The 24,049-nt window shown below is 68.6% G+C and carries 23 protein-coding genes and 1 tRNA gene; 17 read left to right on the forward strand and 7 right to left on the reverse strand.

Features of this window, described 5'->3' with window-relative positions:
* Positions 1 to 77: 77 nt before the first annotated feature.
* The 4 genes from VFI59_01235 to VFI59_01250 all read left to right on the forward strand — a co-directional run bounded on the left by VFI59_01235 (position 78) and on the right by VFI59_01250 (position 3,478).
* Positions 78 to 1,217: a sugar ABC transporter permease gene (locus VFI59_01235; GenBank protein HET6712325.1), complete on the forward strand. Its 1,140-nt coding sequence runs from the start codon at positions 78 to 80 to the stop codon at positions 1,215 to 1,217.
* Positions 1,214 to 2,161 carry a carbohydrate ABC transporter permease gene (locus tag VFI59_01240; GenBank protein HET6712326.1) on the forward strand — a complete coding sequence of 316 codons (948 nt, stop codon included), beginning with the start codon at positions 1,214 to 1,216 and terminating at the stop codon, positions 2,159 to 2,161. The genes VFI59_01235 and VFI59_01240 overlap by 4 nt, the downstream gene beginning before the upstream one ends.
* The gene (locus VFI59_01245) at positions 2,158 to 2,724 is read left to right on the forward strand and encodes a hypothetical protein (protein HET6712327.1); all 567 of its coding nucleotides are present in this window, start codon (positions 2,158 to 2,160) and stop codon (positions 2,722 to 2,724) included. Before VFI59_01240 ends, VFI59_01245 begins: the two co-directional genes overlap by 4 nt.
* Before the next feature lie 130 nt (positions 2,725 to 2,854).
* Positions 2,855 to 3,478 carry a hypothetical protein gene (locus VFI59_01250; GenBank protein HET6712328.1) on the forward strand — a complete coding sequence of 208 codons (624 nt, stop codon included), beginning with the start codon at positions 2,855 to 2,857 and terminating at the stop codon, positions 3,476 to 3,478.
* An 81-nt stretch (positions 3,479 to 3,559) separates the two neighbouring features.
* Here VFI59_01250 and VFI59_01255 read toward each other — a convergent pair whose 3' ends face one another.
* A complete protein-coding gene (locus VFI59_01255; protein HET6712329.1) occupies positions 3,560 to 4,189 on the reverse strand; it encodes a hypothetical protein in 630 nt (209 codons plus the stop codon).
* 90 nt (positions 4,190 to 4,279) lie between these two features.
* Positions 4,280 to 5,674: a protein kinase gene (locus tag VFI59_01260; GenBank protein ID HET6712330.1), complete on the reverse strand. Its 1,395-nt coding sequence runs from the start codon at positions 5,672 to 5,674 to the stop codon at positions 4,280 to 4,282.
* Between the two features lie 143 nt (positions 5,675 to 5,817).
* Between VFI59_01260 and VFI59_01265 the strand changes: the two genes are divergently transcribed.
* The 3 genes from VFI59_01265 to serS are packed head-to-tail and all read left to right on the forward strand — an operon-like array spanning position 5,818 to position 8,094.
* Positions 5,818 to 6,315, forward strand: coding sequence for a DUF4446 family protein (locus VFI59_01265; GenBank protein ID HET6712331.1), 498 nt, complete (start codon positions 5,818 to 5,820; stop codon positions 6,313 to 6,315).
* The gene (locus tag VFI59_01270) at positions 6,312 to 6,815 is read left to right on the forward strand and encodes a polymer-forming cytoskeletal protein (protein HET6712332.1); all 504 of its coding nucleotides are present in this window, start codon (positions 6,312 to 6,314) and stop codon (positions 6,813 to 6,815) included. The genes VFI59_01265 and VFI59_01270 overlap by 4 nt, the downstream gene beginning before the upstream one ends.
* A gap of 4 nt (positions 6,816 to 6,819) precedes the next feature.
* Positions 6,820 to 8,094 (forward strand): serine--tRNA ligase, encoded by a 1,275-nt coding sequence (gene serS, locus VFI59_01275; GenBank protein HET6712333.1) that lies wholly within the window; start codon positions 6,820 to 6,822, stop codon positions 8,092 to 8,094.
* Here the strand turns inward: serS and VFI59_01280 are convergent.
* Positions 8,091 to 11,423: a PAS domain-containing protein gene (locus VFI59_01280; GenBank protein ID HET6712334.1), complete on the reverse strand. Its 3,333-nt coding sequence runs from the start codon at positions 11,421 to 11,423 to the stop codon at positions 8,091 to 8,093. The two genes, serS and VFI59_01280, sit on opposite strands and share 4 nt — an antisense overlap.
* 153 nt (positions 11,424 to 11,576) lie before the next feature.
* Here VFI59_01280 and VFI59_01285 point away from each other — a divergent pair, with 153 nt between their 5' ends.
* From VFI59_01285 to VFI59_01295, 3 genes are all read left to right on the forward strand, one after another.
* Positions 11,577 to 11,909 (forward strand): hypothetical protein, encoded by a 333-nt coding sequence (locus VFI59_01285; protein ID HET6712335.1) that lies wholly within the window; start codon positions 11,577 to 11,579, stop codon positions 11,907 to 11,909.
* Positions 11,910 to 12,572: 663 nt separating this feature from the next.
* Positions 12,573 to 13,973 carry an FAD-binding oxidoreductase gene (locus VFI59_01290; protein HET6712336.1) on the forward strand — a complete coding sequence of 467 codons (1,401 nt, stop codon included), beginning with the start codon at positions 12,573 to 12,575 and terminating at the stop codon, positions 13,971 to 13,973.
* 1,291 nt (positions 13,974 to 15,264) lie between these two features.
* Positions 15,265 to 15,666 carry a DUF1801 domain-containing protein gene (locus VFI59_01295; protein ID HET6712337.1) on the forward strand — a complete coding sequence of 134 codons (402 nt, stop codon included), beginning with the start codon at positions 15,265 to 15,267 and terminating at the stop codon, positions 15,664 to 15,666.
* Here the strand turns inward: VFI59_01295 and VFI59_01300 are convergent.
* The gene (locus VFI59_01300; protein ID HET6712338.1) at positions 15,576 to 15,914 is read right to left on the reverse strand and encodes a helix-turn-helix transcriptional regulator; all 339 of its coding nucleotides are present in this window, start codon (positions 15,912 to 15,914) and stop codon (positions 15,576 to 15,578) included. The genes VFI59_01295 and VFI59_01300 overlap by 91 nt on opposite strands.
* Before the next feature lie 414 nt (positions 15,915 to 16,328).
* Here VFI59_01300 and VFI59_01305 point away from each other — a divergent pair.
* Positions 16,329 to 16,417 (forward strand) — tRNA-Ser (locus VFI59_01305).
* A 65-nt stretch (positions 16,418 to 16,482) separates the two neighbouring features.
* Entirely contained in the window at positions 16,483 to 17,013 is a 531-nt protein-coding gene (locus VFI59_01310; GenBank protein ID HET6712339.1) for a hypothetical protein, read from the forward strand.
* Positions 17,014 to 17,021: 8 nt separating this feature from the next.
* Here VFI59_01310 and VFI59_01315 read toward each other — a convergent pair whose 3' ends face one another.
* Positions 17,022 to 17,549, reverse strand: a complete 528-nt coding sequence (locus VFI59_01315) for a type 1 glutamine amidotransferase domain-containing protein (protein ID HET6712340.1) — start codon at positions 17,547 to 17,549, stop codon at positions 17,022 to 17,024.
* Between the two features lie 76 nt (positions 17,550 to 17,625).
* On the opposite strand from VFI59_01315, the gene hemE reads away from it, so the two are divergent.
* The 4 genes from hemE to hemQ are packed head-to-tail and all read left to right on the forward strand — an operon-like array spanning position 17,626 to position 21,726.
* Positions 17,626 to 18,672: a uroporphyrinogen decarboxylase gene (gene hemE, locus VFI59_01320; GenBank protein HET6712341.1), complete on the forward strand. Its 1,047-nt coding sequence runs from the start codon at positions 17,626 to 17,628 to the stop codon at positions 18,670 to 18,672.
* Complete coding sequence (gene hemH / locus VFI59_01325) at positions 18,669 to 19,652, forward strand: ferrochelatase (GenBank protein HET6712342.1); 984 nt, start codon at positions 18,669 to 18,671, stop codon at positions 19,650 to 19,652. Before hemE ends, hemH begins: the two co-directional genes overlap by 4 nt.
* The gene (gene hemG, locus VFI59_01330; protein HET6712343.1) at positions 19,649 to 21,043 is read left to right on the forward strand and encodes a protoporphyrinogen oxidase; all 1,395 of its coding nucleotides are present in this window, start codon (positions 19,649 to 19,651) and stop codon (positions 21,041 to 21,043) included. The genes hemH and hemG overlap by 4 nt, the downstream gene beginning before the upstream one ends.
* The gene (gene hemQ, locus VFI59_01335) at positions 21,040 to 21,726 is read left to right on the forward strand and encodes a hydrogen peroxide-dependent heme synthase (protein HET6712344.1); all 687 of its coding nucleotides are present in this window, start codon (positions 21,040 to 21,042) and stop codon (positions 21,724 to 21,726) included. The genes hemG and hemQ overlap by 4 nt, the downstream gene beginning before the upstream one ends.
* A gap of 35 nt (positions 21,727 to 21,761) precedes the next feature.
* Here hemQ and ppk2 read toward each other — a convergent pair whose 3' ends face one another.
* Complete coding sequence (gene ppk2, locus VFI59_01340; protein ID HET6712345.1) at positions 21,762 to 22,607, reverse strand: polyphosphate kinase 2; 846 nt, start codon at positions 22,605 to 22,607, stop codon at positions 21,762 to 21,764.
* Between the two features lie 58 nt (positions 22,608 to 22,665).
* Here ppk2 and VFI59_01345 point away from each other — a divergent pair, with 58 nt between their 5' ends.
* A complete protein-coding gene (locus tag VFI59_01345; protein ID HET6712346.1) occupies positions 22,666 to 23,373 on the forward strand; it encodes a hemolysin III family protein in 708 nt (235 codons plus the stop codon).
* Here the strand turns inward: VFI59_01345 and VFI59_01350 are convergent.
* Positions 23,370 to 24,035 (reverse strand): HAD-IA family hydrolase, encoded by a 666-nt coding sequence (locus VFI59_01350; protein ID HET6712347.1) that lies wholly within the window; start codon positions 24,033 to 24,035, stop codon positions 23,370 to 23,372. The genes VFI59_01345 and VFI59_01350 overlap by 4 nt on opposite strands.
* Between the last annotated feature and the right edge of the window lie 14 nt (positions 24,036 to 24,049).

A 24,049-nucleotide genomic window follows, 5' to 3' on the forward strand; every position in this document is an offset into this window, starting at 1 on the left:
CTGCTCGGGCACGCGGCGCGGGAGCGGTCGTCGAACGGCCGCTCCCCGTTCGCGTCGGGTGAAGGGGGGGCCGACGGGTGAGCACGGCGACCGGGGAGCCGACCGCGCCGCTCGCGCCGCTGCCGCGCGCGGGTGGGCGTCTCGTGATGTCGATCCTCAGGATCGCGGGGGCGTTCGCGATCCCGATCGCGGCCTTCTTCCTGCTCTGGGCGACCTTCAACTTCCTGCGGAACGAGGACGCGAACCGGATCGTCGTCGTGCTCGTCGCGATCGTCGTCGGGGTGGTCGGTGTCTTCGCGCTCTACTGGGCGATGAACGAGGCCGTCGACCTGCTGCCTTCCCGTTACCGAGAGGGCGTGCGCCCATGGGTGTTCGTGGGACCCGCGCTCGTGATCCTGGGCGTGTTCCTCGTGTATCCGGTGGTCAACACGCTGCTCACCAGCCTGAAGGACGCGCGCGGGCAGGAGTTCGTGGGGCTCGACAACTACGCCTTCGTGTTCACCGACGAGAGCATGCTTCGGTCGATCCGGAACACGTTCGGGTGGATCGTGATCGTGCCGCTCTTCGCGGTGAGCGTGGGGTTGATCTTCGCGACGTTGGTCGACCGGCTGCGACGCGGTGAAGCGATCGCGAAGTCCTTGATCTTCCTGCCGCTCGCGATCTCGTTCGTGGGCGCGTCGGTCACGTGGCGGCTGATCTACAGCTTCCGGCCCGAGGGCTTCGGAACGAACATCGGACTGCTGAACGGCGTCATGCAGGGGCTCGGTCAGGATCCGGTCGCGTGGCTCCAGCTCAAGCCGTGGAACAACATGTTCCTGATGGTGATCATGGTTTGGATGCAAACCGGGTTCGCGATGGTCGTGTTGTCGGCGGCGATAAAGTCGATCCCTGACGAGATCGTCGAGGCCGCGCGCATCGACGGCGCGTCGGAGTGGCAAGTGTTCCGCCGCATCATGGTGCCCACCATCTTGCCGACGATCGTCGTCGTCACCACGTACATGGTGATCAACGCCCTGAAGGTCTTCGATATCGTCTTCGTGATGGGAAACGCCGAGTCGGACGGCACCGAGGTGATCGCGGAACGCATGCTCCGGTGGTTCTTCATCAGTAACCACGACGGGCGCGGGGCCGCGATCGCCGTGGTCCTGTTCGTCGCGATCGTGCCCGTGCTGATCTGGAACGTTCGCCGGTTCCGTGAAGAGGAGGCGATCCGGTGAGCGCGACCCAACCGCTCCCCAGCATCGACGTTGGATCGGCGCATGACGACGAGGCTCCCGGCGCGAACCAGCGCGGCTCGTGGTTCGTGAGGATCACGGTGCTCGCGATCGTGCTCCTGTGGCTGATCCCCACGCTGGGCGTGCTCGTCACGTCGTTGCGCCCGGAGGAGCTCGCCGACACGTCGGGGTGGTGGACGGCGCTCGCGCATCCGTGGCGGATCGCGGACTGGACCCTGGAGAACTACCGGATCGCGCTCACGAAGGAGGGGTTCGGGAACTCGTTCCTCAACAGCCTCGCCGTCGCGATCCCCTCGACCGTGATCCCGATCACGATCGCCGCCTTCGCTGCCTATGCGTTCTCGTGGATGGAGTTCCGGGGCCGGTACGTGTTGTTCGTGGTCGTCGTCGGCCTGCTGGTCGTTCCGCTGCAGATGTCGCTGATCCCGATCCTGCGCCTGTACACGCAAGGCGCGAGCCTCGGCCCGTTCCAGCTGTTCCCCGACCTCGACCTGAACGGCACGTTCCTCGGGATCTGGCTGGCGCATGCGGGCTTCGGGTTGCCCCTGGCGACGTACCTGCTCGCGAACTACATCCGATCGCTGCCGTCGTCGATCATCGAGTCCGCCAAGATGGACGGGGCCGACCATTTCACGATCTTCTGGCGCTTGATCGTGCCGCTGTCGGTGCCTGCGCTCGCGGCGTTCGCGATCTTCCAGTTCCTGTGGGTATGGAACGACCTCCTGGTGGCCTACGTGCTCCTGGGCGGCACGCAGGAGACGCAGGTCCTCACGATCAAGCTCGCGAACCTCGTGGGCTCCCGAGGCGAGAACTGGCACCTGCTCACGTCGGCCGCGTTCCTCACGATGGTGCTGCCGCTGGCGGTCTTCTTCACCCTTCAGAAGTACTTCGTGCGGGGCCTCACGGCGGGATCGGTGAAGGGGTGAAGCGGGCGCGGCGGCTCCCGCGAGCGTTCGTCTCCGGCACCGAACCAATCGCTGCGCGGAAGAAGTGGCGCGCGATCCTGCTCTCCACCCTGCTGCTCGCCGTCGCCGACTGGTCGATCGTGGCGGGCCTCGTCTCGATGACCGCCGACGGCGGCCCTCGGGCCGGCCCCTTCATCGCCTTCGGCCTCGCGCTGATCCCGTTCGTCTTCCTCATCCTCGCGTTCGCCTCGGAGCATCCGCGTGCACCTGCGGCGGTCTTGAAGGCTATGGGGCTCACGCTCCTCGTGGGGATCCCCGTGTCGGCGCTCGCGGCCGACGCGGCGACCGGTCTCGTCGCGGCTGTGGGCGCCGGCGGCATCGTCGCCCTCCGCTCCGATCTCCACCACCACGGGAAGGCTCGCGCGCTGGCCGTGCTCGCGGCGACGGCGTGGGTGTTCGTCACGCTTCGGATCGTGCCCGAGGCCGCGCTGCTGCTCGCCCCGATCCTGCCCTTCACGAGCATCGGGGTCGCGGATCACCTGTGCGAGCGGCGGGCGGAGATCCGTTCCGCGAACGCGGCCTGACCACCAGGGTCCACCATCCGTCCCGTCGTTCGGCAAGGGGACCTGGGCCTCTCTGGGGAGATCGGGCTTACCAGGGAGCGGCTCGGGGGCTTCCCGACCAACGGAGTCGGCACCTCGGTATCGTGCGCCGATGCCCCTGCAGAATCGCGTGACGCCGTTCGGCGAGCTGATCACCGACCCAGCCCGAGGGCTCGTGTACGGCAATCGAGGGTGCCTCCACGACGACGCAGGCCGCATCCGCCGTCGGTTCAACGGGAAGCGCTGGATCGCGTGCCGCCTGCGGTACCGCGGCTGGCACCGCTCGCCGTTGTTGCAGCCGGGTCGGTTCACCGAGCTGTTCTTCCTCGACGAGGTCACCGCGTTCGCCGCCGGGCACCGGCCGTGCGCGCTGTGCAGGCGAGCGGATTTCATCCGGTTCCGCGAGATCTGGGGAGAGCTGCACCCGGAACCGACGGGGGCGGACGAGATCGATGCCCACCTCCATGCCGAGCGCTTCGATCCGACGACGAGATCCCAACGCCGTCACGAAGCGCCGTTCGGCTCGCTGCCCGACGGGGTCATGGTCGTCGATGCAGAAGCTCCGTTCCTCGTGGCTTCGGGATCCCTGCTGCGATGGACGCCCGCCGGCTACGAAGGTGCACGTCCACGGCCGACGCGGGGCGCCGCGACGGTGATCACGCCGCCGTCGCTGGTCGAGGTGCTCCGCGGCGACTGGGATCCGTTGGTCCCCCTGCTTCATCCTTCGGCGGCGTGAGCGGCGCCCTGCGATGGCGCGCATGCCGCCCGCGTTTCCCGCGATCCTACCGCCCTCCGAGAGCAAGGGGTTTCGCCGGAGTCACGACCCGGTCGCTCGTGGGCGTGGTCTGAGGAGCCTTTCTCGCCGGACGCGGGCGAGTCCGGAACCGGCGAGCGACACCACGAGCCAGGCGGTGCCGACCGCCAGCGCCGGGGCGAGCGACGCCCACGGGGTTGAGCCGAGGCAGTCGGCGAGCGAGTCGCCACATTCCCTCGACGCCTCCTGCAGCATGGCGTTCGTGACCGCCAGGAATTGCAGCAACCCGGCCGCGATGACCGTGACGATGCCGGCGCGCGCGATCGCCCGTGCGACGAGACGCTCGGGGTGGCAGCGGCAGAGGAAGTTCGCGAGCAACAGGGCCGTCGCCGCGAGGGCGAGCCAGCCGACCACGAAGGCCGCGACCCTCGCGGGGTCGTGGTGCTCGGTCGCCGTCAGCCACATCGCCCGCAATGTCGGGTAGCCGAGTAGGAAGCTGACCCACGCGATCGCGAACACGAGGACCCCGACGGCGGGGCCGGTGCCGTCGGTCGAACGCTGGGTGCGGAACGTCCGCACCGCGAGAGCCCCCGCGGCGGGCAGGGTCGCCTCGAGCGAGAGGAAGCCGGCGCCCGCCAGACCGAGGGCCATGATCGCCTCGCGATCGGCGAGCGGGCGGAGCCGTCGTGACATCGTCGTCAACGATAGTCCCGACCGATGACGCCGGGCGAGGAGGGCTTGCGGTTCCTTGCCGTGCGCGGGGACGTGCTGCGACCGCCAGCCTCATGTGAGGCAGAGGAACGGTGTCGCGATGTCGACGGCGTTCGACCACTCGCTCACCCGCGGGCCGTCGAACGCGCGAACTCGGTACCGGTACGAAGCGTCGACGCCGAGGTCGGCATCCCGGAACGCCTCGGTGTGTACACCGCGCAGCCGAGCGACGAGTGTCCGCTCACCGGTGCCGCCCTTCCGCAAGATCTCGTATCCCTTCACCGGTCCCGAGCCCGTCCACGCGAGGTCCACGCCGGTCGAGAAGAGGCCGTCGCACGATGCGGCGCCCACCAGGCCCGTTGGCGCCGGCACCGGGTCGGGACCGGTGACGGTCCCGGCGGGCTGGGGAGTCGACATCGTGACGAACGCCTGGCCGAGGACGAGCGCGCTCCCGATGGCGACGCCGATGAGCGCGACGACGACGATCGTGCGACCGAGGCGCGCCCCCCGTCGTCTGCGACGTGGGCGAGACCCCACGATGCCTCGGGCGGGCTCGACGGTCGGCTGCAGCGGCGCGGAGGACCGCGCCGGCTCGGCGACCGGCCGACTCGATGATGCCGACGCGAGGGGGCGAGTCGCGATCCGCACGATCGGCTCCGTGCGATCCCGGGCCGGTCGGTGTCGCTCGCCGGTTCGCGGCGTGAGCACCGGGTCGGTGCCCGCCGCGATCGCGTCGAGCGCGCCGGAGAACGCGGTGGCGGAGGCGAACCGTGCGACGGGATCGGTCGCCGTGGCACGGTCGAGCGCCGCGCGGAGCCGGTGGTCGTCGAGACCACGAGCGAGCTCCGCGAGCACTGCGCCGAGCGAGTACAGATCGGCACGTGCATCGGCCGTGCCTCCGCGAAGGACCTCGGGCGCGACGTATGCGATCGTGCCGCGCGAAGCCGCCGACGAGTGGGCGTCGCCGCCGTCACGGGCGATGCCGAAGTCGAGGATCTTCACCGCGCCGTCGGTCGTGACCATGATGTTGGCGGGCGAGACGTCGCGGTGGACGATCCCGCGCTCATGGGCATGCGCGAGGGCCCGAGCCGCCGCCGCGCCGATGCGGGCGATCCAACGGGGGTCGTGCGCGTCGGCGTCACGATCGAGATCCACGAGCGTGCGCCCGGCCACGAACTCCATCACGATGTATGTCCGCCCGGCGTCGTCGCCGATGTCGTGCACCGAGACGATGCCGACGTGCGCGAGTCCGGCGGCGGTGGCGGCCTCCCGGCGGAAGCGAGCCAGGAACCGATCGTTGGCCGCGAGCTCCTGTCGCAGAACCTTGATCGCGACGGTCCGCCCGAGACGACGGTCGACGGCCTCGAAGACCTCGCCCATGCCTCCACGCCCGAGCGGCGCACGGATCTCGTAGCGGCCCGCGAGGAGCGAGCCGAGCAGGGAAGGTTCGGTCAGGGGGGCCGACATGGGGGCCCGATGGTAACGCGACCAGGCGCGGGGCGGGTGGGCGTCACGGCATCGCCACACGGGGACCGTCGGGCCGGGGCCCCGTCGTATAGTGAGGCCCCACCGGGCCGTGAGACCCTCGAACGCTCCGCGAGGACGAGCCGATGACCTTGTCCGACAGCACCCTCACCCTGATCGCCCTCGTCGCGATCGGCCTGTCGGTGCTCGCGATCGTGTTCTCGATCGTGGGAGGCGGCGGTCGTCGCGCCAAGGAACCGACCGGGCCCATCCAGATGAGCGAGGCGCTGCGTGGCGTGCTCACGGGTCACGCAGAGCGCATCGAGCGGCTGGAGCAAGCGGTGCGGGTGCTGAACGCCACGGACAAGAAGCAGCAGGCGCTGGTCGACGGCAGCGTCAGGCACGTCGCGCTCCTGCGCTTCGACGCGTTCGAGGACGTCGGTGGAAGGCTCTCGTTCTCGTGCGCCCTGCTCGACGACCACGGCACGGGTGTCGTGCTCACCTCGATCAACGGCCGGCAGGAGACGCGCGTCTATGCGAAGCCCGTCACCCACGGCGCGAGCTCGTACAACCTTTCGACCGAGGAGGCCGAGGCGATCCGACAGGCGATGGCCGGCGACGCCGAGCCCGTGGAGGCCCGATGATCTTCAAGCGCGACGACGACGACCCGATCGCCGCGACGGCGCCCGGCGCCGACGAGCCCGACGCAGGACGGCGGACACGAACCCAGGGAGGCGACATGGCTGAGGACAACGGAGAGGTCACGATCGTCGGCGCGGGCGCGCGCCTGGAAGGCAACGTCGTCTCGGCTGGCAGCCTGCGCATCGACGGCCAGGTGAAGGGGCAGATCAACGCCGACGGCGACGTCACGCTATCTCCCCAGAGCCAGGTCGAGGCCGATATCCGCGCGCAGAACGTGAGCGTGGGCGGGAAGTTCAAGGGCAACCTCATCGTCAAGGGCAAGGCACACCTCGCTCGCGGCGGCCGCATCGACGGCAACATCACGTCGAAGACGCTCGTCGTCGAGGAAGGCGGCATCTTCCACGGGCAGAGCATCATGGACGCCGGCTCGACCGCGCCCGCGCAACAGGGCCGGAGCGAACAGACCGAGGCCAAGGGCGGCGAGCAGGTCAAGGTGCCGTAGCGGCATGCTCGACATCAAGGCCGTCAGGGACGACCCGGAGCGGTTCCGCACCGCGCTCGCACGCCGCAACCTCGGCGACTCCGTCGACCAGCTGCTCGCCGTCGACCGGCGGCGCCGGAACCTCACCGCCCGCGTCGACGCGCTGCGCGCCGAGCAGAACAAGGCGTCGAAAGCGATCGGGCGTGCCGAGGGCGACGAGAAGCAGCGCCTGATCGACGACGTCGCCCGCGTCTCCGCCGAGCTGAAGGAGCTCGAACCGCAGCTCGCCGAGGCCGAAGCCTCACTCGCCTCGCTCTTGGCGGCCACGCCGAACCTTCCGCACGAGAGCGCGCCCGACGGGTTCACCGACGATGATGCGGTCGAGGTGCGGCGTCACCTCGAGCCGGCGGAGTTCGCCTTCGAGCCGAAGGATCACGCCGAACTCGGCGCGCTGCTCGGCGTGCTCGACGTCGACCGCGCCGTGCGGGCGAGCGGGTCACGGTTCGTCTACGTGCTCGGCGATCTCGTGTTCGTGCAGTTCGCGCTGATGCGTCACGCGATGGACATACTGGCGGACAAGGGATTCGTGCCGGTGATCCCGCCCGTGCTCGTCCGGGAAGAGGTGATGTACGGCTCGGGATTCTTCCCGACCGACGAAGCCAACATCTATCGGACCGACGCCGACCAGCTCTATCTGGTCGGCACGTCGGAGGTGCCGCTCGCCGCGCTGCACATGGGTGAGATCCTCGACGAGGGCGCGTTACCGCTTCGCTACGCCGGCTACTCCACGTGTTTCCGCCGGGAGGCGGGCACGTATGGCAAGGACATGGGCGGCATGTTCCGTGTGCACCAGTTCGACAAGGTCGAGATGTTCTCGTTCAGCCACCCGAGCTCGAGCTGGGACGAGCTCGAGTTTCTCGTGTCCGTCGAAGAGGAGATCGTCGGCAACTTCGACCTGCCGTACAGGGTGGTGAACATCGCGGCCGGCGACCTCGGAGGTGCCGCCGCGAAGAAGTACGACATCGAAGCGTGGCTTCCGGGGCAGCAGCGCTATCGAGAGATCACGTCCTGCTCGAACTACACGGACTACGGCGCCCGGCGAGCGCAGACCAGGATTCGCTGGGGCGATGGAAGCATCGGGGTTCCTCACACCTTGAACGGCACTGCCACGGCGATCGGGCGAACCCTGATCGCGCTCCTCGAGAACCACCAGCAGGCCGACGGGTCCGTGGTGCTCCCGGAGAAGCTGCACCCGTATCTGCCCGAACTGGCGCGCGTGCTCCGTCCCACCTCGTCCTAGATCAGGCCCCGATCGACCTCGGTCGCGTCGCCGACGGCGACCGGGAACGAGCCGGACGTCACATGTCGCGTCACGTCGATCGACACCCCGTGCCACACGGGCCGGTCGTCCTCGAAGGTGCGTCGGGCATAGCTGAAGATCCAGTGCACCGAGCCGTCACGGTGCTCCACCCGGTAGAACTGATCCCAGGGTTCCCCGGTGCGATCGCAGCGGTCCGACGCTGCTTTCAACCGTTCCCGGTCGTCGGGGTGGACCAGTCGGAAGAAGTGATCGGGCTCCGTGAAGAGCTCATGCGGCGTATAGCCGAAGAGCTCCTGAACCTGCGGTCCGATGAAACGGTACTTCCCACGCCCTGACGCGGGGTCCATCACCTCCGTCCACGGCGTTGCGGGCATCGTCTCGACCAACGACCGTAGGGTCGCCTCCGACGTCTCCAGCGCCGCGTGCAACTCGGCCTCCTCTGTGACGTCGAGCATGATCCCCTGGAAGAAGGTCGGCCGACCCTCGGCGTCGCGTTCGATCGCGCGTCCACGGTCGAGCAGCCACACGATCCGCCCGTCGGCTCCGATCATGCGGAACACGTAGTTCCACGGTCCTCCCGTGGCGAACGCGCGCTGCGCGAGCGGACGCATGCGTTCGACGTCGTCCGGATGCATCAGCTCGAACCACTCCCCGAGACTCCCTCCTACCCACAGCGACGCCGGCACGTTCAACAGCTCGGCGGCGGAGGGGCTCAGGTAACGCAGGTGCACCACCGGCGGATCGCCATGCTCGAGCTCGAATTGGTAGACGACGAAGGGGCCTTCCTCCGCGAGTCGGCGGAAGCGCTCTTCGGCCTCGCGCGCCTTGGCCTCGGCCTCCTTCAGCTCGGTGATGTCGAGCATCACGCCCTGGAACAGGCGGGGGCGACCGTGCCGGTCGCGCGTGCGCAACGTCGCCCGGTCCAGCACCCAGACGATGCGACCGTCGGCCGCCAGGTAGCGGTATTCGGCGCTGAACGGCTCGCCCGTCTCGATGCTGTGCTCGGCGAGCGGGATGATGCGGTCACGGTCGTGCGGGTGGAGCCGTTCCTGCCAGAAGCCGGGGCGATGCCACTCCTCACGGGGGAACCCGAGGATCCGCTCGAGCTGAGGGCTGGTATAGAGCGCGGTGTCGGCCGGCTCGGGGTCGTCTTCCCAGTTGGTCTCCCATGAGTACACCGCGGCCGGCAGGTCCTCGAGCAGCAAGCGGTACCGCGTCTCCGCCTCGCGGAGCCGGCCTTCGATCCGGCGGCGTTCACCGATCTCGAGGCTCATCATCTCGTTGGCGTCCTCGAGCTCGGCCGTGCGGGTGAGCACGCGCATCTCGAGCTCGTCCTTGGCCAGGCGGAGCAGCTCCTCGGCATCCTTCTGTGGGGTGATGTCGAGCATCACGCCGAGCCACCGCGATCCCTCGGCGTCATGCACGAGCTGCGCCTGGTCGTGCACCCAAACCTCACGGCCGTCGCTCGCGATCAGCCGATACTCGCGTTGCCAGGGTTCCCCGGTCTCGTTGTGCCGGTCGTGGGCCGCGAGCTCCCGCTCTCGATCGTCGGGGTGCAGGAGCTCCACCCAGATGTCGGGCTGATCCAGCCACTCCTGACGCTTGTAGCCGAGGATCGCCTCGACGTGCGGCGAGACGAACAGGGTCCGACGTTCGTCGTCGGGCCCCATCTCGTACATGATCGCCGGCACCTGTTCCACGAGGGCGCGGTATCGGCGCTCGCTCGCCAGGAGCCGTTGCTCGGCGAGCCGTTGCTCGGTGATGTCGATCATCACGCCCAGCCAGTACTCGACCGCGCCGTCCTCACCCAGGACCGGCGCGCAGGTGTCGTGCACCCAGACCTCGTGACCATCGAGGTGCCGCCACCGGTACTCGATGTCCAGCGTGCGGGTCTCCGCGACGCACCGCTCGAGCTCCGTGCGCACCCGCTCGAGGTCGTCGGGATGGATCACTCGCTGCCACAGCCCGGGATCGTCGATCCAGCGCTGTGGAGGGATCCCCGTCATCTCGGTCACTCGGGGGCTGTTGAAGGTGGTGTGCCTGCCCTCGTCGTAGCGATCGAGGTAGACGACCGCAGGCACCTGCTCCACGAGCGCGCGGTGGAGCTGCTCCGACCTCCGGAGCTCCGCCTCGCTCTGCTTCTCGGCGGTGAGGTCGATGATGACCCCCTGCCACGTAGGTTCTCCCGTCGCCGGATCGACCACCATCCGGGCCTCGTCGCGGACCGGCACGTCGTGCCCGTCGGGGTGGACGAACCGGTACTCGACCGACCACCCGGCGCCCGTTGACCACCCGTGGCCCCAGGCGGCGAGGGCCCGATCCAGGTCGTCCGGGTGCAGAAGCTGCTGCCAGAGGAAGGTGCGGTCGAACGCCTCGGCGGGATGGCCGAGCACATCGAGGACGTTGGGGCTCACGTACCGGCTCGCCTCGGCCGGCCCGTACGCGTCGATGTAGACGATGAACGGCAGGTGCTCGATCAGGTCGCGGTACCGATCCTCCGAGCGGCGGAAGGCGGTCTCCGCCGATCGCTCCGCGGTGATGTCGAGCAGCACGCCCTGCCAGAACATCGGCAGGTCGTCGTCGTCACGGACGAGGATCGACTCGTCGCGGACCCACACGACGTCGCCGTTCGGCCGCAGTCGCCGGTACTCCTCGCGGAACGGCCGGCGGGTGCGGACCGACTCGGCCCACGCGGCGCGGATGCGCTCGCGGTCGTCGGGGTGCGTCGAGGCCATCCACAGGTTACGGTCGGCGATCAAGGCGTCGGGCCGCATCCCCAGGACCTCCTCGGAGTTCGGGCTGATGTAGAGGCTCATCGGCTCGAACTCGTCGGAGTCCACGTACACGATCACGGGCAGCCGTTCGACGAGGGCGCGGTAACGAGCCTCGGAGCGCTCGGCCTGCGCCTCGGCGAATCGCTCCGACGTGATGTCCTCGGTGAAGCTTTGCCGGTAGCGCACGGTGCCGTCGGGGGCACGGACCGGCGAGGAGATCTCCCGGATCCACCGCCACTCCCCGGTCCGATGCAGGAACCGGTACTCCTCGCTGAATCGCTCACCCGATGCGACCGCCGAGGCCCAGCGTGCCCCGAGACCATGGGCCTCCTCAGGATGCAGGCGCTCGACCCACAACCCGGGTTGCGTCAAGAGGTCGTCGGGCGTGAACCCCGAGATCTCCTCGATCCGGGGACTCGCGAACAGCACGCGCGCGGCGGGCTCGTTCGTCAGCAGCACCACCGCCGCAGGGGATTCCTCCACGATGCGTCGGTAGAGGGCCTCGTCGTGGAGGAAGTCGGGGGTCTCCGTCACGTCGCGCAGGGTAGCGCGGCCGAGCATCTCGTGGAAGGGCCGAAATGGCCTTCGCTCAGGAGGATCAGCGTCGAACTTCGAACCGGCGATGTCAACGACCCTCTGACCGTCGGGTTCAGGCCACGTTCAGTAGCCCCCTGCCATCCTGGAGCTATGGGAGAACGAAGCGTACTTCCGGGGCGAGCCGACGAGTCGTTGATCGGCGCCGAGATGCAGGCGATGGAGTATCAACAGGCCGCCTGGGTCGCCCACGATCGTGATGTGCCGCCACCCGATGCATCGGTCCTTTCCACCGCGTCGTTCGAGGTGATCGAGCGGTACGGCGACCTGGACCTTCCTCGAGCCGCGCAGAAGGCGGTCGCGGCCGAGGCGAGACGACGTTCTCGCCTTCATCGTGATGGGGTGACCGACGCGCTGGCCTGGGTGGCGCTCCTGTTACCGGCGCTGGCGGGCGTCGTGACGATGGGCGTACTGCTGGCCCCCTAGCGCGGGCGAGGGTCGCGTCGCATCACGCAGCGTCACGGGTCGCACCTCGCCGTGGCATCGTCCGCCGCCGTGATCGAGGACCGTGCCGTCGACCCTCACGAACCTCCATCCGTAGCCCCGAGGGCGCATGACGAGCTCCAGCACCCCGAGCACGTCGGTGCGTCGCACCCGGTGAGCCGGCGGAAGGCTCCTCTTCGAAGGGATGCGGTGTCCCACCGCCGGTGCCCACCACGAACTCGCGAAGGCCCGCGGCCTCGTCGATCACTCCGTCGTCGTCGAGGGGCGCGAACCGTTCGTACTGATGGGCGTGTCCGTTCAGCACGATGTCGACGCCTTCGTCATACAACAGTGACCAGAGGGCTTCGAGCCGGGGAACAGGGTCGCTCCCCTCGACCGCCCCCGACGAGAAGCGAGGCGCCGGTCTTCGACTGCTGCGTGTCACCGCAGGCTCGGTGTTTCTGCTCCTCGCGGGTCGACGGCGCACCATGCGGTGCCCGAGTGCGCGTGAATGTACCTTGCACGCGAGCATCGAGTGGGGCGACACCTCGCCGTGACGCGACAGGTGCGGTTATGTGCTTGATGGCCGGATCTTTCCTCGAGCAAAGGGTGGACCTGAGTGCCTGACAGGCGTTGACTCAGAGACCCCGGCCGTGAGGAGGAGCGATGGCGACCACGGATCCAGTCCACTTCGACGGGAATGCGGCCGAAGAGTTGGCGTCCATCCTTCGCGGAGAGCTGGTTCGCTCCGGCGATGTCAACTACGAACAGCACCGGAAGGTGTGGAACGGCTCGATCGACCGGTTCCCGGCGCTGATCGCCCGCTGCACCGGGGCGGCGGACGTGATTGCGGCCGTGCGCTTTGCCAGAGCGCACGGCCTTCTCGTGGCGGTTCGTGGCGGAGGCCACAGTTTCCCTGGCTACTCCGTATGCGACGGTGGCATGGTCATCGACCTTTCCCTGATGAAGGCGGTCCGGGTGGACCCTGTGGACCGAACGGTCCGAGCCCAGGCTGGCGTCCTCCTTGGGGAGCTCGACCACGAGACGCAAGCGTTCGGTCTCGTCGTTCCGGCAGGCTTTGTTTCGCATACCGGCCTGGCCGGGCTCACGCTGGGTGGGGGCATCGGGTTCACCATGCGGAGGTTCGGGCTCACCATCGACAACCTGCTCTCGGTGGATCTGATCACGGCCGATGGAGAACTTATCCGGGCAAACGAGGGGGAGAATGCTGACCTGTTCTGGGGGGTGCGGGGCGGTGGGGGGAACTTCGGGATCGTCACGGAGTTCGAGTTCCGGCTCCATCCGCTCGGGCCCCAGGTCGTGGCGGGCCCCGTGTTCTGGCCGATCGACGACGCACCGAACGTCTTGCGCTTCTACCGGGACTGGATCGCTGACTCACCCGACGACCTGATGACGCTGGTGATTGCACGAAGAGCGCCTGCGATCGAAGGCATGCCTGCCGATCTCGTCGGGGAGCGGGTGCTCGCCGTCGTGTGCTGCTACGCCGGCTCCGTCGAGGAAGGTGAGAAGGTGGTGCGGCCGCTCAAGGGGTTCAGCTCACCAGTCCTCGATCTGTGCGAGCCGAGGCCGTTCGTCGAGCACCAGCAGATGTACGACGCGAGCTTCGAGAGCGGGTGGCACTACTACTTCCGTTCCTGTGACGTGGCTGAGCTCAACGACGACGTCATCGACATCATGGTGGAGCACGGCCGGCGGATTGAATCTCCGATCAGCAGCGTGGGGCTTTGGCAGCTCGGCGGGGCGGTGGCGCGGGTCGGCGAAGACGGGACCGCGTTCAACGGCCGTGCCGCGGGCCACACGTTCAACATCAACGGGAACAGCCAGACGGCCGAGGGATTCGATGAGGAGCGGGAGTGGGCCCGCGGCCTCTGGACGGCCTTGGAGCCCTACCACACCAGCGTCTATGTGAACTTCATGATGGACGAGGGTCAGGAACGGGTCCGGCAGGCATACGGCCCAGCGAAGTACCAGCGCTTAACTGCACTGAAGCGGCAGTACGATTCCGACAACTTCTTCCGACTGAACCAGAACATCCCGCCCGGCTAAGTGTCGCCGAGAACTTCAGAGGGTTCCTCGTATGCCTGAAGCAGCCAACACCGTCGCCCTGGTCCCAGTAAGGGTAGGTGCGGATCGCCGACATGCCACGCTTAGCTGGGTGTCACACGACAGGCGGTGCGAACAGCTCGGCCAGCGTGACGACTTCCCGCCGCTCGAGGACCTCGAGTAGATCTCGATCGACCGATTCCCACCCTCTCCCTCGAGGTCCATCCAACAGCTCCGTGTCAAGCTCCTCGCCGTGACTGACGAGCAGCGCGTGAGCCAGATCGTCGCCGAGCGACTTCCCCGAGCCGGCGAAGGTGATCAGACGGCATCGGCTGTGGCGTCGCGGGGATGTTGAGCGGTGGCAGGACGCGAAGCCTCGGGTGTGAGCTCTTGTCGAGTGACGGACGGCAGAAGAAGCGCCCGACAGGTTCTCAACCGTCTGTCGAGGAAGGCGCCTCCGAGGTGAGTGTTGGTGGAACGTGTCTATCCGCGAAGAGACACGTCAGACACTCACTCCCCGAGTGCATCCGGGTCAGGTCTTGGCGTGTCCTCTTCGCCACCCTCCGGGAGGCCTTCCTCCGTCGGCTCCTGGGTAGGAACCTCGTCCGGTCCCTGCGGGTCGGGCATCTTGTCGCCTTCAGGCATCTGGGTCTCCATCGCTCTATCCCTTCGTCCGTCGCGGATCAGATCCGCGTGGATACGCCCGCTCCTCTTGGACCCGTCCGTCTCGGCGCTGGATGCGACGTGACGCCGAGTCTTGCTGACGAGCGACCTTCGCCGCTGCCCGAACGACCTCGGGCTTGTGAGCACGGGATGCGATCACGCCGGCATCGGACATCCCTCGCCTCTCAGCCGCCGTCCTTGGAGCTCGATACGGTGTACAGCTTCCTCTTCGGCATGGAGCCCTCCCTTCGGATGGAGGCGACATACCCATCAAGGGCCGCTTCTACCCTGTCGAAACGGCCGGGGGATACGGCCAGGGAGCCGACGCCTACCGCACATGAAAGAAGCGGCTGCTTCGAACAGCCGCTTCTTCCTGCTCCGTCGGAGAGGAGCGTCGCCGGGCGGGTGCAGTCCCCCGCCGGTGCGGGTCACGGCGACGCCGAACGTGTACCCGTGGCTCGACCGACTAAACGGCTTCGTCGCACTCCTCCGGAGGATCGATCCAGCACTTGAGTGAGACGAGGTCTGCAGCGCCACTACCCCCATCGCGCCTCTACCGGCTAGGTTCCTACTCTCGAGCTTGCCTCGCCAGGATCAATCGCTGAAGGTTAGGCACGGAGGAGAACGTTCGATGGGGAAGTCACGCAAGCCAAGTACGAGCAAGAAGCCGCCGGTGGCAGCGGACACCCACGCCGATATCGACGATTGGGTCCGGCGCGTGATGCCGGACCTGCATCCCATCGTCAAGCAGCTCGACGACTCGATCCGCGAGACGATTCCGCGGCTTCAATATGCCGTCAAATGGAAGAAGGCGTACTACGGGTTGCCCGAGCTCGGATGGATCATCGAGATGGTCGCCTACGACGTCTCCGTGAATGTCGTCTTCTTCGGCGGCGCGGCATTCAACCCTCCGCCACCGCTCGGGACCACGGAACGGACCCGCTACGTCAAGCTCACGACCCTTGAGGAAGCGCAGGGACCGGAGATGCACAAGTGGATCGAGCAAGCGGGGCGCGTGCCGGGTTGGAAGTAGCTCCGCTCGGCCGACCCTGGCGACGCCGCCGTGAACGGGTCCAGCTCGGCGATGCGACGCACGTCTGTGGCCTTCAGGTCGAAGGCAGAGATCATCCGCATGCGGGCCGCACCCGACAGGCCCCGTTCACCGACCTCGACCCGGGACAGTTCACTCGGGCTGAGGCCGACCAGCAGCGCGGTCTTGCGCAGACTCCAGCCTCGGGCCTCCCGAAGCTCCCGAACCGAGATCACGTTGTCGCTGTTCATGGGCTCAGCCTCCTCTGACTGTCAACGGCCTGTCCCCTAATCATCGAAACGGGTCACCTCCAGCCACAGCGTCGCGATCTGCTCGTCGGTCGAGGACGGACGCTCCTGGCGGATGACGTCGTGCACGTCGGCGAAAGCCATGACCCGATGGTCGGGTGCCTGACGAGGGCGCGGGTGGTCATGATGTCCACCCCGGTGCGTCCCGGTGGGGCGGGGGTGGGGTGCATCGACCGCCGGCGGGGGACAGCGACGCGGGCCACCCGATCCCCACCTAGCACAGCATCGGCATAGGTATCTGGGCCCCTGCTACCTGCCTGCTATCTCGAGGCGTTGGTTTGCGTTGGTTTGCAGTTGGGCCTCGAGCTAATGGGGTGATGGTGGGTCACACCCCTCTCACCTGCGAGGATAGGCAGCGGGAGGATGGCCGAGCGGACGAAGGCGACGGTCTTGAAAACCGTTGGTCCGGGCGACCGGGCCCGTGGGTTCGAATCCCACTCCTCCCGCTTCTCGACGTCAGCACCCAGGAGCGACCTTGTGCCTCGAAGGGCAACCGCGTAGCGTCGTCGCCATGGCGGCGACGGCGGGCTCCGTGCGTCACCTGTCTCGAGCGGCCGTGGCGGTCTGCCTGATCGTCGCGGTCGCCGGACCGGCCGGCGCCGGAGTGATCGACCGCGACACGGGCTACGACCCGCGCGACATCGAGCCGGAACGGGACTTCCAGCCCCCCGACGTCTCGTCGACCACCCGTCGGCTCGCGGCCGTCGACGGCCGGCGGATCGTGGCCATCGTCGTCCGCTACTACGTGCGATCCGCCACAGGGCGAGTCAACGTCCGCATCGACGCCTCAGGCGGACGGCGTGTCGACCACCGGATGTTGATCGCCGCGTTCGCGGATCCCGGATGCTGGATCTGGCCAAAGGGTGACCGCGACGCCCGTGTCACCGGGAAGGTCGGCTGGCGGTCCGAGCGGGTCGCTTGCCGCGTCGCCGCCCGCTTCTTCGAACCCGACAAGGCCATCCGCTGGAAGGTGCTTGCGGAGGCGAGCGACGGCGGATTCGAGCCCGACTTCGCGCCGGACCATCGGGGCTGGTACTCCTAGGCCGGGACTCAGCCTGCCTCGATCGCGGCGACCAGCTCGCGGCAGAAGTCGGGGATGTCCTCGACGACCCGGCCCCAGACGATGTTCCCGTCACGGAACGCGGGCTCCTCGACCCACGTCGCGCCGGCGTTCTCGAGGTCGTCCTTGATGCCGATCGAGCCCGTCGCGCGCACCCCCTTCACGATGCCTGCCGAGATGCCCACCCACCCGGCGTGGCAGATCATGCCGACGACCGCGCCGCGCTCGTGCGCGCTCCGCACGAGGTCCTTCACCGAGTCGTATCGGCGCAGCTTGTCGGGCGCCCATCCTCCGGGCACCACGACCGCGTCGTAGGTCGAGCCGTCGATCGCGTCGACCGTCGTCTCGGCCGATGCGAGCAAGCCGTGCTTACCGGCGACCTCGTCGGTCGAGACGCCCGCGACCGTGACCTCGGCGCCTTCCTCCTGCAGCCGCATCAGGGGCACGTGGAACTCCAGATCTTCGAAGCCTTCCGCCAACAACACGACCACTCGCTTGCCGTCCAACCGTCCGCTCATGTCACGTCACCTCCCCGTCAACCCTAGCGACCCGAACGCAGAGGGTTGGGGTCGACCCGCTCCGTAGACTGCAAGGATGAGCTCGGCCCCCTTCCGCGACCGATTCCTGCGCGCCTGCCGACTGCAGAGCGTCGACCGCACTCCGGTGTGGTTCATGCGCCAGGCGGGTCGCTACCTGCCGGAGTATCGGGAGCTGCGCGGGGACCGCGACATCCTCGAGACCTGCAAGGACCCGGCACAGGTCGTCGAGATCACGCTGCAGCCGCTGCGGCGCATGGACGTCGACGCCGCGATCGTCTTCAGCGACATCATGGTGCCGCTCGCGGGTGTCGGCATCGACGTGCGCATCGAGCCCGGACGAGGACCGGTGGTCGACACGCCCGTCCGCTCGGTCGCCGACGTCGATCGGCTCCGTCCGCTCCAACCCGTTCAGGACGTGCCCGAGGCCCTCGAAGCGATCCGGCTCCTGCGCGAGGAGCTCTCGGTGCCGCTGATCGGGTTCGCTGGCGCGCCGTTCACGCTCGCGAGCTACTTGATCGAGGGCGGCACCAGCCGCACCCACGAGCGAACGAAGGCAGTGATGCACGGCGACCACGTCGCGTGGGACGCCCTGATGCGCGCCCTCGTCGCGATCGTCGTGCCCCATCTGCGGGCGCAGGTGGAGGCCGGTGCCCAGGCGCTGCAGGTCTTCGACTCGTGGGTCGGCGCGCTCGACCGCGACGACTACCGACGCCGGGTGCAGCCGCACATGTCGAGCATCTTCTCCGGGCTCGCCGATCTGGGCGTGCCGGTGATCCACTTCGGCGTCGGCACCGGTGAGCTGCTCGGTGAGATGGCGGTCTCGGGCGGGCAGGTGATCGGCGTCGACTGGCGCGTGCCGCTCGACGAAGCATGGGACCGGGTCGGCCACGACCGGGCCGTGCAGGGCAACCTTGACCCGGCGGTGCTCGGCGCGCCGTGGGAGGTCGTCGAGCGCAAGACCCTCGAGGTGCTGCGCCGGGCCGGTGGCCGCGACGGCCACGTCTTCAACCTCGGGCACGGGGTGCTTCCCGACACCCCGCCCGACACGCTCGCGCGCCTCACCGACTTCGTCCACACGGAAAGCGAAAGGAAGCCCACGTGATCGACGCACCACCGATCGGTGTGCTCGTCATGGCCTACGGCACCGCCGCCGGCCCCGACGACATCGAGCGCTACTACACCGACATCCGGGGCGGCCGTCCGCCGACACCCGAGCACCTGCAGGAGCTGAAGGATCGCTACGAGGCGATCGGGAACGTGTTCCCGCTCGGGGAGACGACCGATGCGCAGGCGCAAGGCATCGTCGAACGGCTGAACGCCGACGCCGGCGGCAACACGTACCGGGCGTACCTGGGCATGAAGCACTCCCCGCCGTTCATCCCCGACGGCGTCGATCGCATGCGCACCGACGGCATCGAGCGCGGGATCGGCATCGTGATGGCCCCGCACTGGTCGGGGATGTCGGTGGAGACCTACGTCGAGCGGGTGCAGCAGGCCGTCGAGGACCACGGGGAGACCCCCAGGTTCACGTTCGTCCGCAGCTACCACGACCACCCGGCGTTCATCGCCTTCCTGACCGATCGTGTGCGTGAGGGGCTCGAGGGACTCTCCGACGACGTGCGCGAGGGAACCGCCGTGATCTTCAGCGCGCACTCGCTGCCGGTGCGCACGCTCGACGACGGATCGCAGCGCTGCAAGTACTGCGACTGCGACGATTCGTGCCGATATCGCGATGGCCTGCAGGAGACCGCCGATCTCGTGGCGGTGCGGCTCGGACTCGAGCACACCCTGATCGCCTGGCAGAGCGCGGGTCGCACGGCCGACCCCTGGTGGGGCCCGCCCGTCGAGGACGTGATCCAGCAGCTCGCGATGCAGGGGCATCCAGCGGTGCTCGTCTGCAGCGCGGGGTTCGTCGCCGATCACCTCGAGGTGCTCTACGACCTGGACATCGAAGCCAAGCAGATCGCCGAGGAAGCCGGGATCGTGTTCGCGCGTACGCGCATGCCCAACGCCGATCCCGAGTATCTCGACGTGCTGGCGCAGGTGGTGCGCGACCATGTGGCGCAGGTGCCGGTGGGGTGAGCGCGGCGGGCGTGCGGCGGGTCGCGATCGTCGGCGGCGGGGTCTCGGGCCTCACCGTCGCGTACCGCCTCGTGCAGGCCGATCCGTCGATCGACGTCACGATCCTCGAGGCGGGCACGCGTCTCGGCGGCAAGCTCGGGAGCGTGGAGGTCGCCGGTCTCAGACTCCCGACCGGCGCCGACTCGTTCCTCGCGCGCAAGCCGTGGGCGGTCGAGCTGTGCAGGGACCTCGGCATCGACCTGGAGGCGCCGGGTGCGAGCGGCGCCTACCTGTGGACCGACACGGGCCTCGTGCCGCTGCCGAAGGACGCGCCCTTCGGGATCCCGGGCGACGTCGGCGACCTCTTCCGATGGCCGGGCCTGTCAGCAGCCGGGAAGCTCCGCGCCGCCCAGGATCTCGTTCGGAAGGCTCGCACGGGCGACGACGACGAATCGCTCGGCTCGCTCCTGCGGCGGCGGTTCGGCGACGAGGCCACCGACCTCGCGCTCGGCCCGCTGCTCGCCGGACTCCACGCGGGCGACGTCGACCGACTGAGCGTGCGGGCCACGTTCCCCGACCTGGTGACGTGGGAGCGGGCGCAGGGGAGCCTGTTCCGCGGTTCGCAGGCGACGTCGAAGCTCGCGCGGCGGTCGCAGCTCGGCCCGATGTTCGTGCGACCGCGAGGTGGCGTGCAGCGGCTGACGGACGAGCTCGCGGGGCGCCTGGACGGACGGATCCGCACGAGCGCCGCGGTGACCTCCGTCGAGAGCGGGGCGGTCGTGCTCGGTGGGAGCGACACGCTCGCTGCCGACGTGATCGTGCTCGCCACCCCGGCCCATGAGGCGTCGAGGCTCATCGTCGATGCGGCGCCCGCCGTTGCCGCGGATCTCGCCGGTATCGCCTGCGCCTCGACCGGCGTGGTCTTGATGGTCTATGCCGAGGACACGCAGCCGGGGCTGCCCGACGGCACCGGCTTCGTCGTGCCCAGAGGGAAGGCCCCCATGACCGCCGCGACGTGGCTCAGCAGCAAGTGGCCGAGTGAGGCCTTCGGCTCCCGGGCGGTCGTGCGGTGCTACGTGGGCGCGGTCGGGGAGGAGGACGTGCTCGATGCCGACGACGCCGACATCGTGGAGGCGTGTGCGCGGCACCTCGCGGCCGCCGTGCGGCTCCCCGACATGCCCGAGCAGGCCACGGTCGTGCGATGGCCGGCGTCGATGCCGCAGTACGAGGTGGGGCACCTCGACCGCGTGGCCCGCATCCGGGAGAACCTCCCTCCGGGTATCGTCGTCGTGGGCCAGCCCTACGACGGCGTGGGCGTGCCGGACTGCGTGCGTGCCGCCGACGAGGTGGCCGAGCGCCTGATCGCCGCGAACGAGCACTCGCCGAGCGACCACGAGGAGACGGTGCCATGACCGAGGAGCCGACCACGATCTACACGCTGTACCCGGTGTTCAGGGCGACGTCCGCCTTCCGGGAGCGGCTCGCCGATGCCGACGACCTGCGCGACGCCGTCCAGGAGATCGAGAACCTCTACAAGGCGTGGGACGGCCGCGTCGACGTGCGGGGCACCTACTCCACGGTCGGGTTCCGGGCCGACGCCGACCTGATGCTGTGGATCGTCGGCCACACGCCGCAGGACGTGCAGCGGTTCCTCGTCGAGTTTCGGCGCACGCGCGCCGGCGGCCTGATGCACCTGTCGTGGACGTTCATGGGTGTCGTGAAGCCGGCCGAGTTCACGCCCGACCACCAGCCCGCGTTCGTGAAGGGTGTGCCGCCCGAGACGTTCCTCTGCGTCTACCCGTTCGTGCGCACGCCGGAGTGGTACCTGCTGCCGCGCGAGGAGCGAGGTGAGCTGCTGCGTGAACACGGCGTCGTGGGCCGCGAGTACCCACAGGTGCTCGCCAACACCACGAGCGGGTTCGGCCTCGGCGACTGGGAGTGGATCCTCGCGTTCGAGGCCGAGCGGGCGGATCATCTCGTCGATGTGATCCGCGAGCTGCGCAACACCAGGGCCCGTCTCTACACGAAGGTCGAGATCCCGTTCGTCACGGGCATCCGCAAGCCCGTCGCGGAAGCGCTCGACGACCTCGTCTGACCCCGCCGGAGAGCGTCGCAGTAGTCCAACATGGACTACTGCCGCTGCTTCCACTCGTCGAGCACCTCGTCGGCGTGGTCGGGCACGTAGGTGTACATCTCGCGCGGCGGCCGCACGTAGCCCTCGTCTCGTTGGCGTGGCGGCATCACGATCTCGGGGACGGGCCTCGGCTCGTAGGGGACCATCGAGAGCAGGTGCGAGATGCAGTTCAGTCGCGCCTTCTTCTTGTTGTCGGCGTCGACCACGTGCCAGGGCGCCTCGGGGATGTCGGTGTGCACGAACATCTCGTCCTTGGCGCGTGAGTAGTCGACCCACTTCGTGCGCGAGGACAGGTCGGTCTCGCTGAGCTTCCAGCGGCGGAGCGGGTCGTCGATGCGTTTGGCGAACCGGCGTTCTTGCTCCTCGTCGCTCACCGAGAACCAGTACTTGATCAGGATGATGCCGTCCTCGACGAGCAGCCGCTCGAAGATGGGCGTCTGCCGCAGGAAGCGGTAGTACTCGCCCTGGGTGCAGAACCCGAGCACCCGTTCCACGCCCGCGCGGTTGTACCAGCTGCGGTCGAAGAGCACGATCTCGCCCGCCGCAGGGAGCTCCTCGATGTAGCGCTGGAAGTACCACTGGGAGCGCTCGCGGTCCGAGGGCTTGGGCAGCGCCACGTGGCGGGTGATGCGCGGGTTCGTGTGCTCGGTGATGCGCTTGATCGCTCCGCCCTTGCCCGCCGCGTCGCGCCCTTCGAAGATCGCAACGACCCGAGCCTTCGTGTCGGAGACCCACTGCTCCATCTTCACGAGCTCCTCCTGCAGCCGGAAGAGCTCACGCTCGTATACCTTGCTGGGGAACTTCGCCCTGCCAGAGCCTTCGCGTTCCATCGCCTCGGACATCGATCCCACCTCGTGCGTCGGTCGTGGCCCGAGTCTATGTGTCCTTTACCCTTTGGTGATGCCGCCCTCGAACACCGACCCCGACGTGCTCGCCGACAAGGCGGCCCTGCGGGCGATCCCGATCCACGAGCGACCGAAGCCTCGCATGCGCGGCCGGCTGCACCAGGGGGCGTTCATCGTGTCGATCCCGGCCGGGTTGCTGCTCGTCCTGCTCGCACCCGACGCGCGCGCTCGTATCGCGACGGCGATCTACGCCGTCACGCTCACCGGCCTCTTCGGCGTGAGCGCGGCCTACCACCTCGGCGACTGGTCGGAGGCCGCGTACGCGCGCATGCGTCGGCTCGATCACTCGATGATCTTCGTGCTGATCGCGGGAACGTACACGCCGTACTGCCTGCTGGTGTTGCAGGGCACGCTCGCGACCGTGGTGCTGGTCGCGGTGTGGGCCGGGGCGGCCGTCGGCGTCGCGACGAAGTTCTACAGGGTCGACCTGCACGTGCTCTCGGGGTTCATGTACATCGGTCTCGGATGGCTGGTGGTGATCAGCCTGCCCGCGCTGCTGCGCGGGCTCGACACCGCCGAGACCGTGCTCGTCGTCGCCGGAGGCCTGCTGTACTCAGTCGGTGCCTTGGCGCTGGCCACGAACAAGCCGAACCCGTGGCCGCGCACCTTCGGCTACCACGAGGTCTGGCACACGGCGACGATCGCCGCGGCGGCGTGTCAGTACCTGTCGATCCTGCTGGTGGTGACCGGCCTTCGCGGTTAGGCACCCGGGTCGAGCAGCGGTTCGAGCGTCTCGATCGGCCGGTGGCCGTTGAGGTCGAACGGGCGGCCTTCCAGCGCCTCCTCCGGCCGCAGGATCAGGAACGTCTGCAGGCCGATCGCGGCGGCGCCGTCGCAGTAGCGGACCTGGTCGTCGACGAAGACCGAGCGCGCGGGGTCCGGGGCGCCCACGCGTGCGAGGGCCTCGCGGTAGATCTCGGGATCGGGCTTCATGACTCCGACCTCGAACGACAAGATCACGGCGTCGAACTCGGCTTCGAGCCCGAGCCGCGCGACGATCGGGCGGGTGTTGTGGGAGCAGTTGCTCACGAGCGCCGTCGGCACCCCCCGGGCGCGCAACGCCCGCACGACCTCGAGGGAATCGTCGTACAGCCGCACCGAGGCGCCCATGCGGTCTTCCAACGTGAGGATCTCGGCGATCAGCTCCGGGGTGAACGAGACGTCGGCGGCCTCGAGCACCGCGATGAGCTCGGCCTCGGTATCGGGGTACGCACCGACGCTGCGGGCCGGGCGGGTACGACTGAACGCCTGCCCCATCGCCTCGAGGGTGACGCCGAGGCGGTCGGCGAGCCGGCCCTGCCACGAGTGCCAGTCGCTCCAGACGAGCGTGTCGTAAAGGTCGAGCAGCACCGCATCGTAGGTCACGCCCGCAAGCCTAG

Source organism: Actinomycetota bacterium (assembly GCA_035697485.1).
Classification (GTDB): Bacteria; Actinomycetota; UBA4738; order UBA4738; family HRBIN12; genus JAOUEA01.

What these genes read in the sequence shown, in the direction of transcription:
- hemQ (HET6712344.1), top strand. Translation starts at nt 21,040, where the DNA reads ATGACCGAGGAGCCGACCACGATCTACACGCTGTACCCGGTGTTCAGG.
- VFI59_01310 (HET6712339.1), top strand. Translation starts at nt 16,483, where the DNA reads ATGGCGGCGACGGCGGGCTCCGTGCGTCACCTGTCTCGAGCGGCCGTG.
- serS (HET6712333.1), top strand. Translation starts at nt 6,820, where the DNA reads ATGCTCGACATCAAGGCCGTCAGGGACGACCCGGAGCGGTTCCGCACC.
- VFI59_01300 (HET6712338.1), bottom strand. Translation starts at nt 15,914, where the DNA reads ATGAACAGCGACAACGTGATCTCGGTTCGGGAGCTTCGGGAGGCCCGA.
- VFI59_01285 (HET6712335.1), top strand. Translation starts at nt 11,577, where the DNA reads ATGGGAGAACGAAGCGTACTTCCGGGGCGAGCCGACGAGTCGTTGATC.
- VFI59_01315 (HET6712340.1), bottom strand. Translation starts at nt 17,549, where the DNA reads ATGAGCGGACGGTTGGACGGCAAGCGAGTGGTCGTGTTGTTGGCGGAA.
- VFI59_01250 (HET6712328.1), top strand. Translation starts at nt 2,855, where the DNA reads ATGCCCCTGCAGAATCGCGTGACGCCGTTCGGCGAGCTGATCACCGAC.
- VFI59_01265 (HET6712331.1), top strand. Translation starts at nt 5,818, where the DNA reads ATGACCTTGTCCGACAGCACCCTCACCCTGATCGCCCTCGTCGCGATC.
- VFI59_01345 (HET6712346.1), top strand. Translation starts at nt 22,666, where the DNA reads ATGCCGCCCTCGAACACCGACCCCGACGTGCTCGCCGACAAGGCGGCC.
- ppk2 (HET6712345.1), bottom strand. Translation starts at nt 22,607, where the DNA reads ATGTCCGAGGCGATGGAACGCGAAGGCTCTGGCAGGGCGAAGTTCCCC.
- hemE (HET6712341.1), top strand. Translation starts at nt 17,626, where the DNA reads ATGAGCTCGGCCCCCTTCCGCGACCGATTCCTGCGCGCCTGCCGACTG.
- VFI59_01255 (HET6712329.1), bottom strand. Translation starts at nt 4,189, where the DNA reads ATGTCACGACGGCTCCGCCCGCTCGCCGATCGCGAGGCGATCATGGCC.
- VFI59_01290 (HET6712336.1), top strand. Translation starts at nt 12,573, where the DNA reads ATGGCGACCACGGATCCAGTCCACTTCGACGGGAATGCGGCCGAAGAG.
- VFI59_01295 (HET6712337.1), top strand. Translation starts at nt 15,265, where the DNA reads ATGGGGAAGTCACGCAAGCCAAGTACGAGCAAGAAGCCGCCGGTGGCA.
- VFI59_01260 (HET6712330.1), bottom strand. Translation starts at nt 5,674, where the DNA reads ATGTCGGCCCCCCTGACCGAACCTTCCCTGCTCGGCTCGCTCCTCGCG.
- VFI59_01270 (HET6712332.1), top strand. Translation starts at nt 6,312, where the DNA reads ATGATCTTCAAGCGCGACGACGACGACCCGATCGCCGCGACGGCGCCC.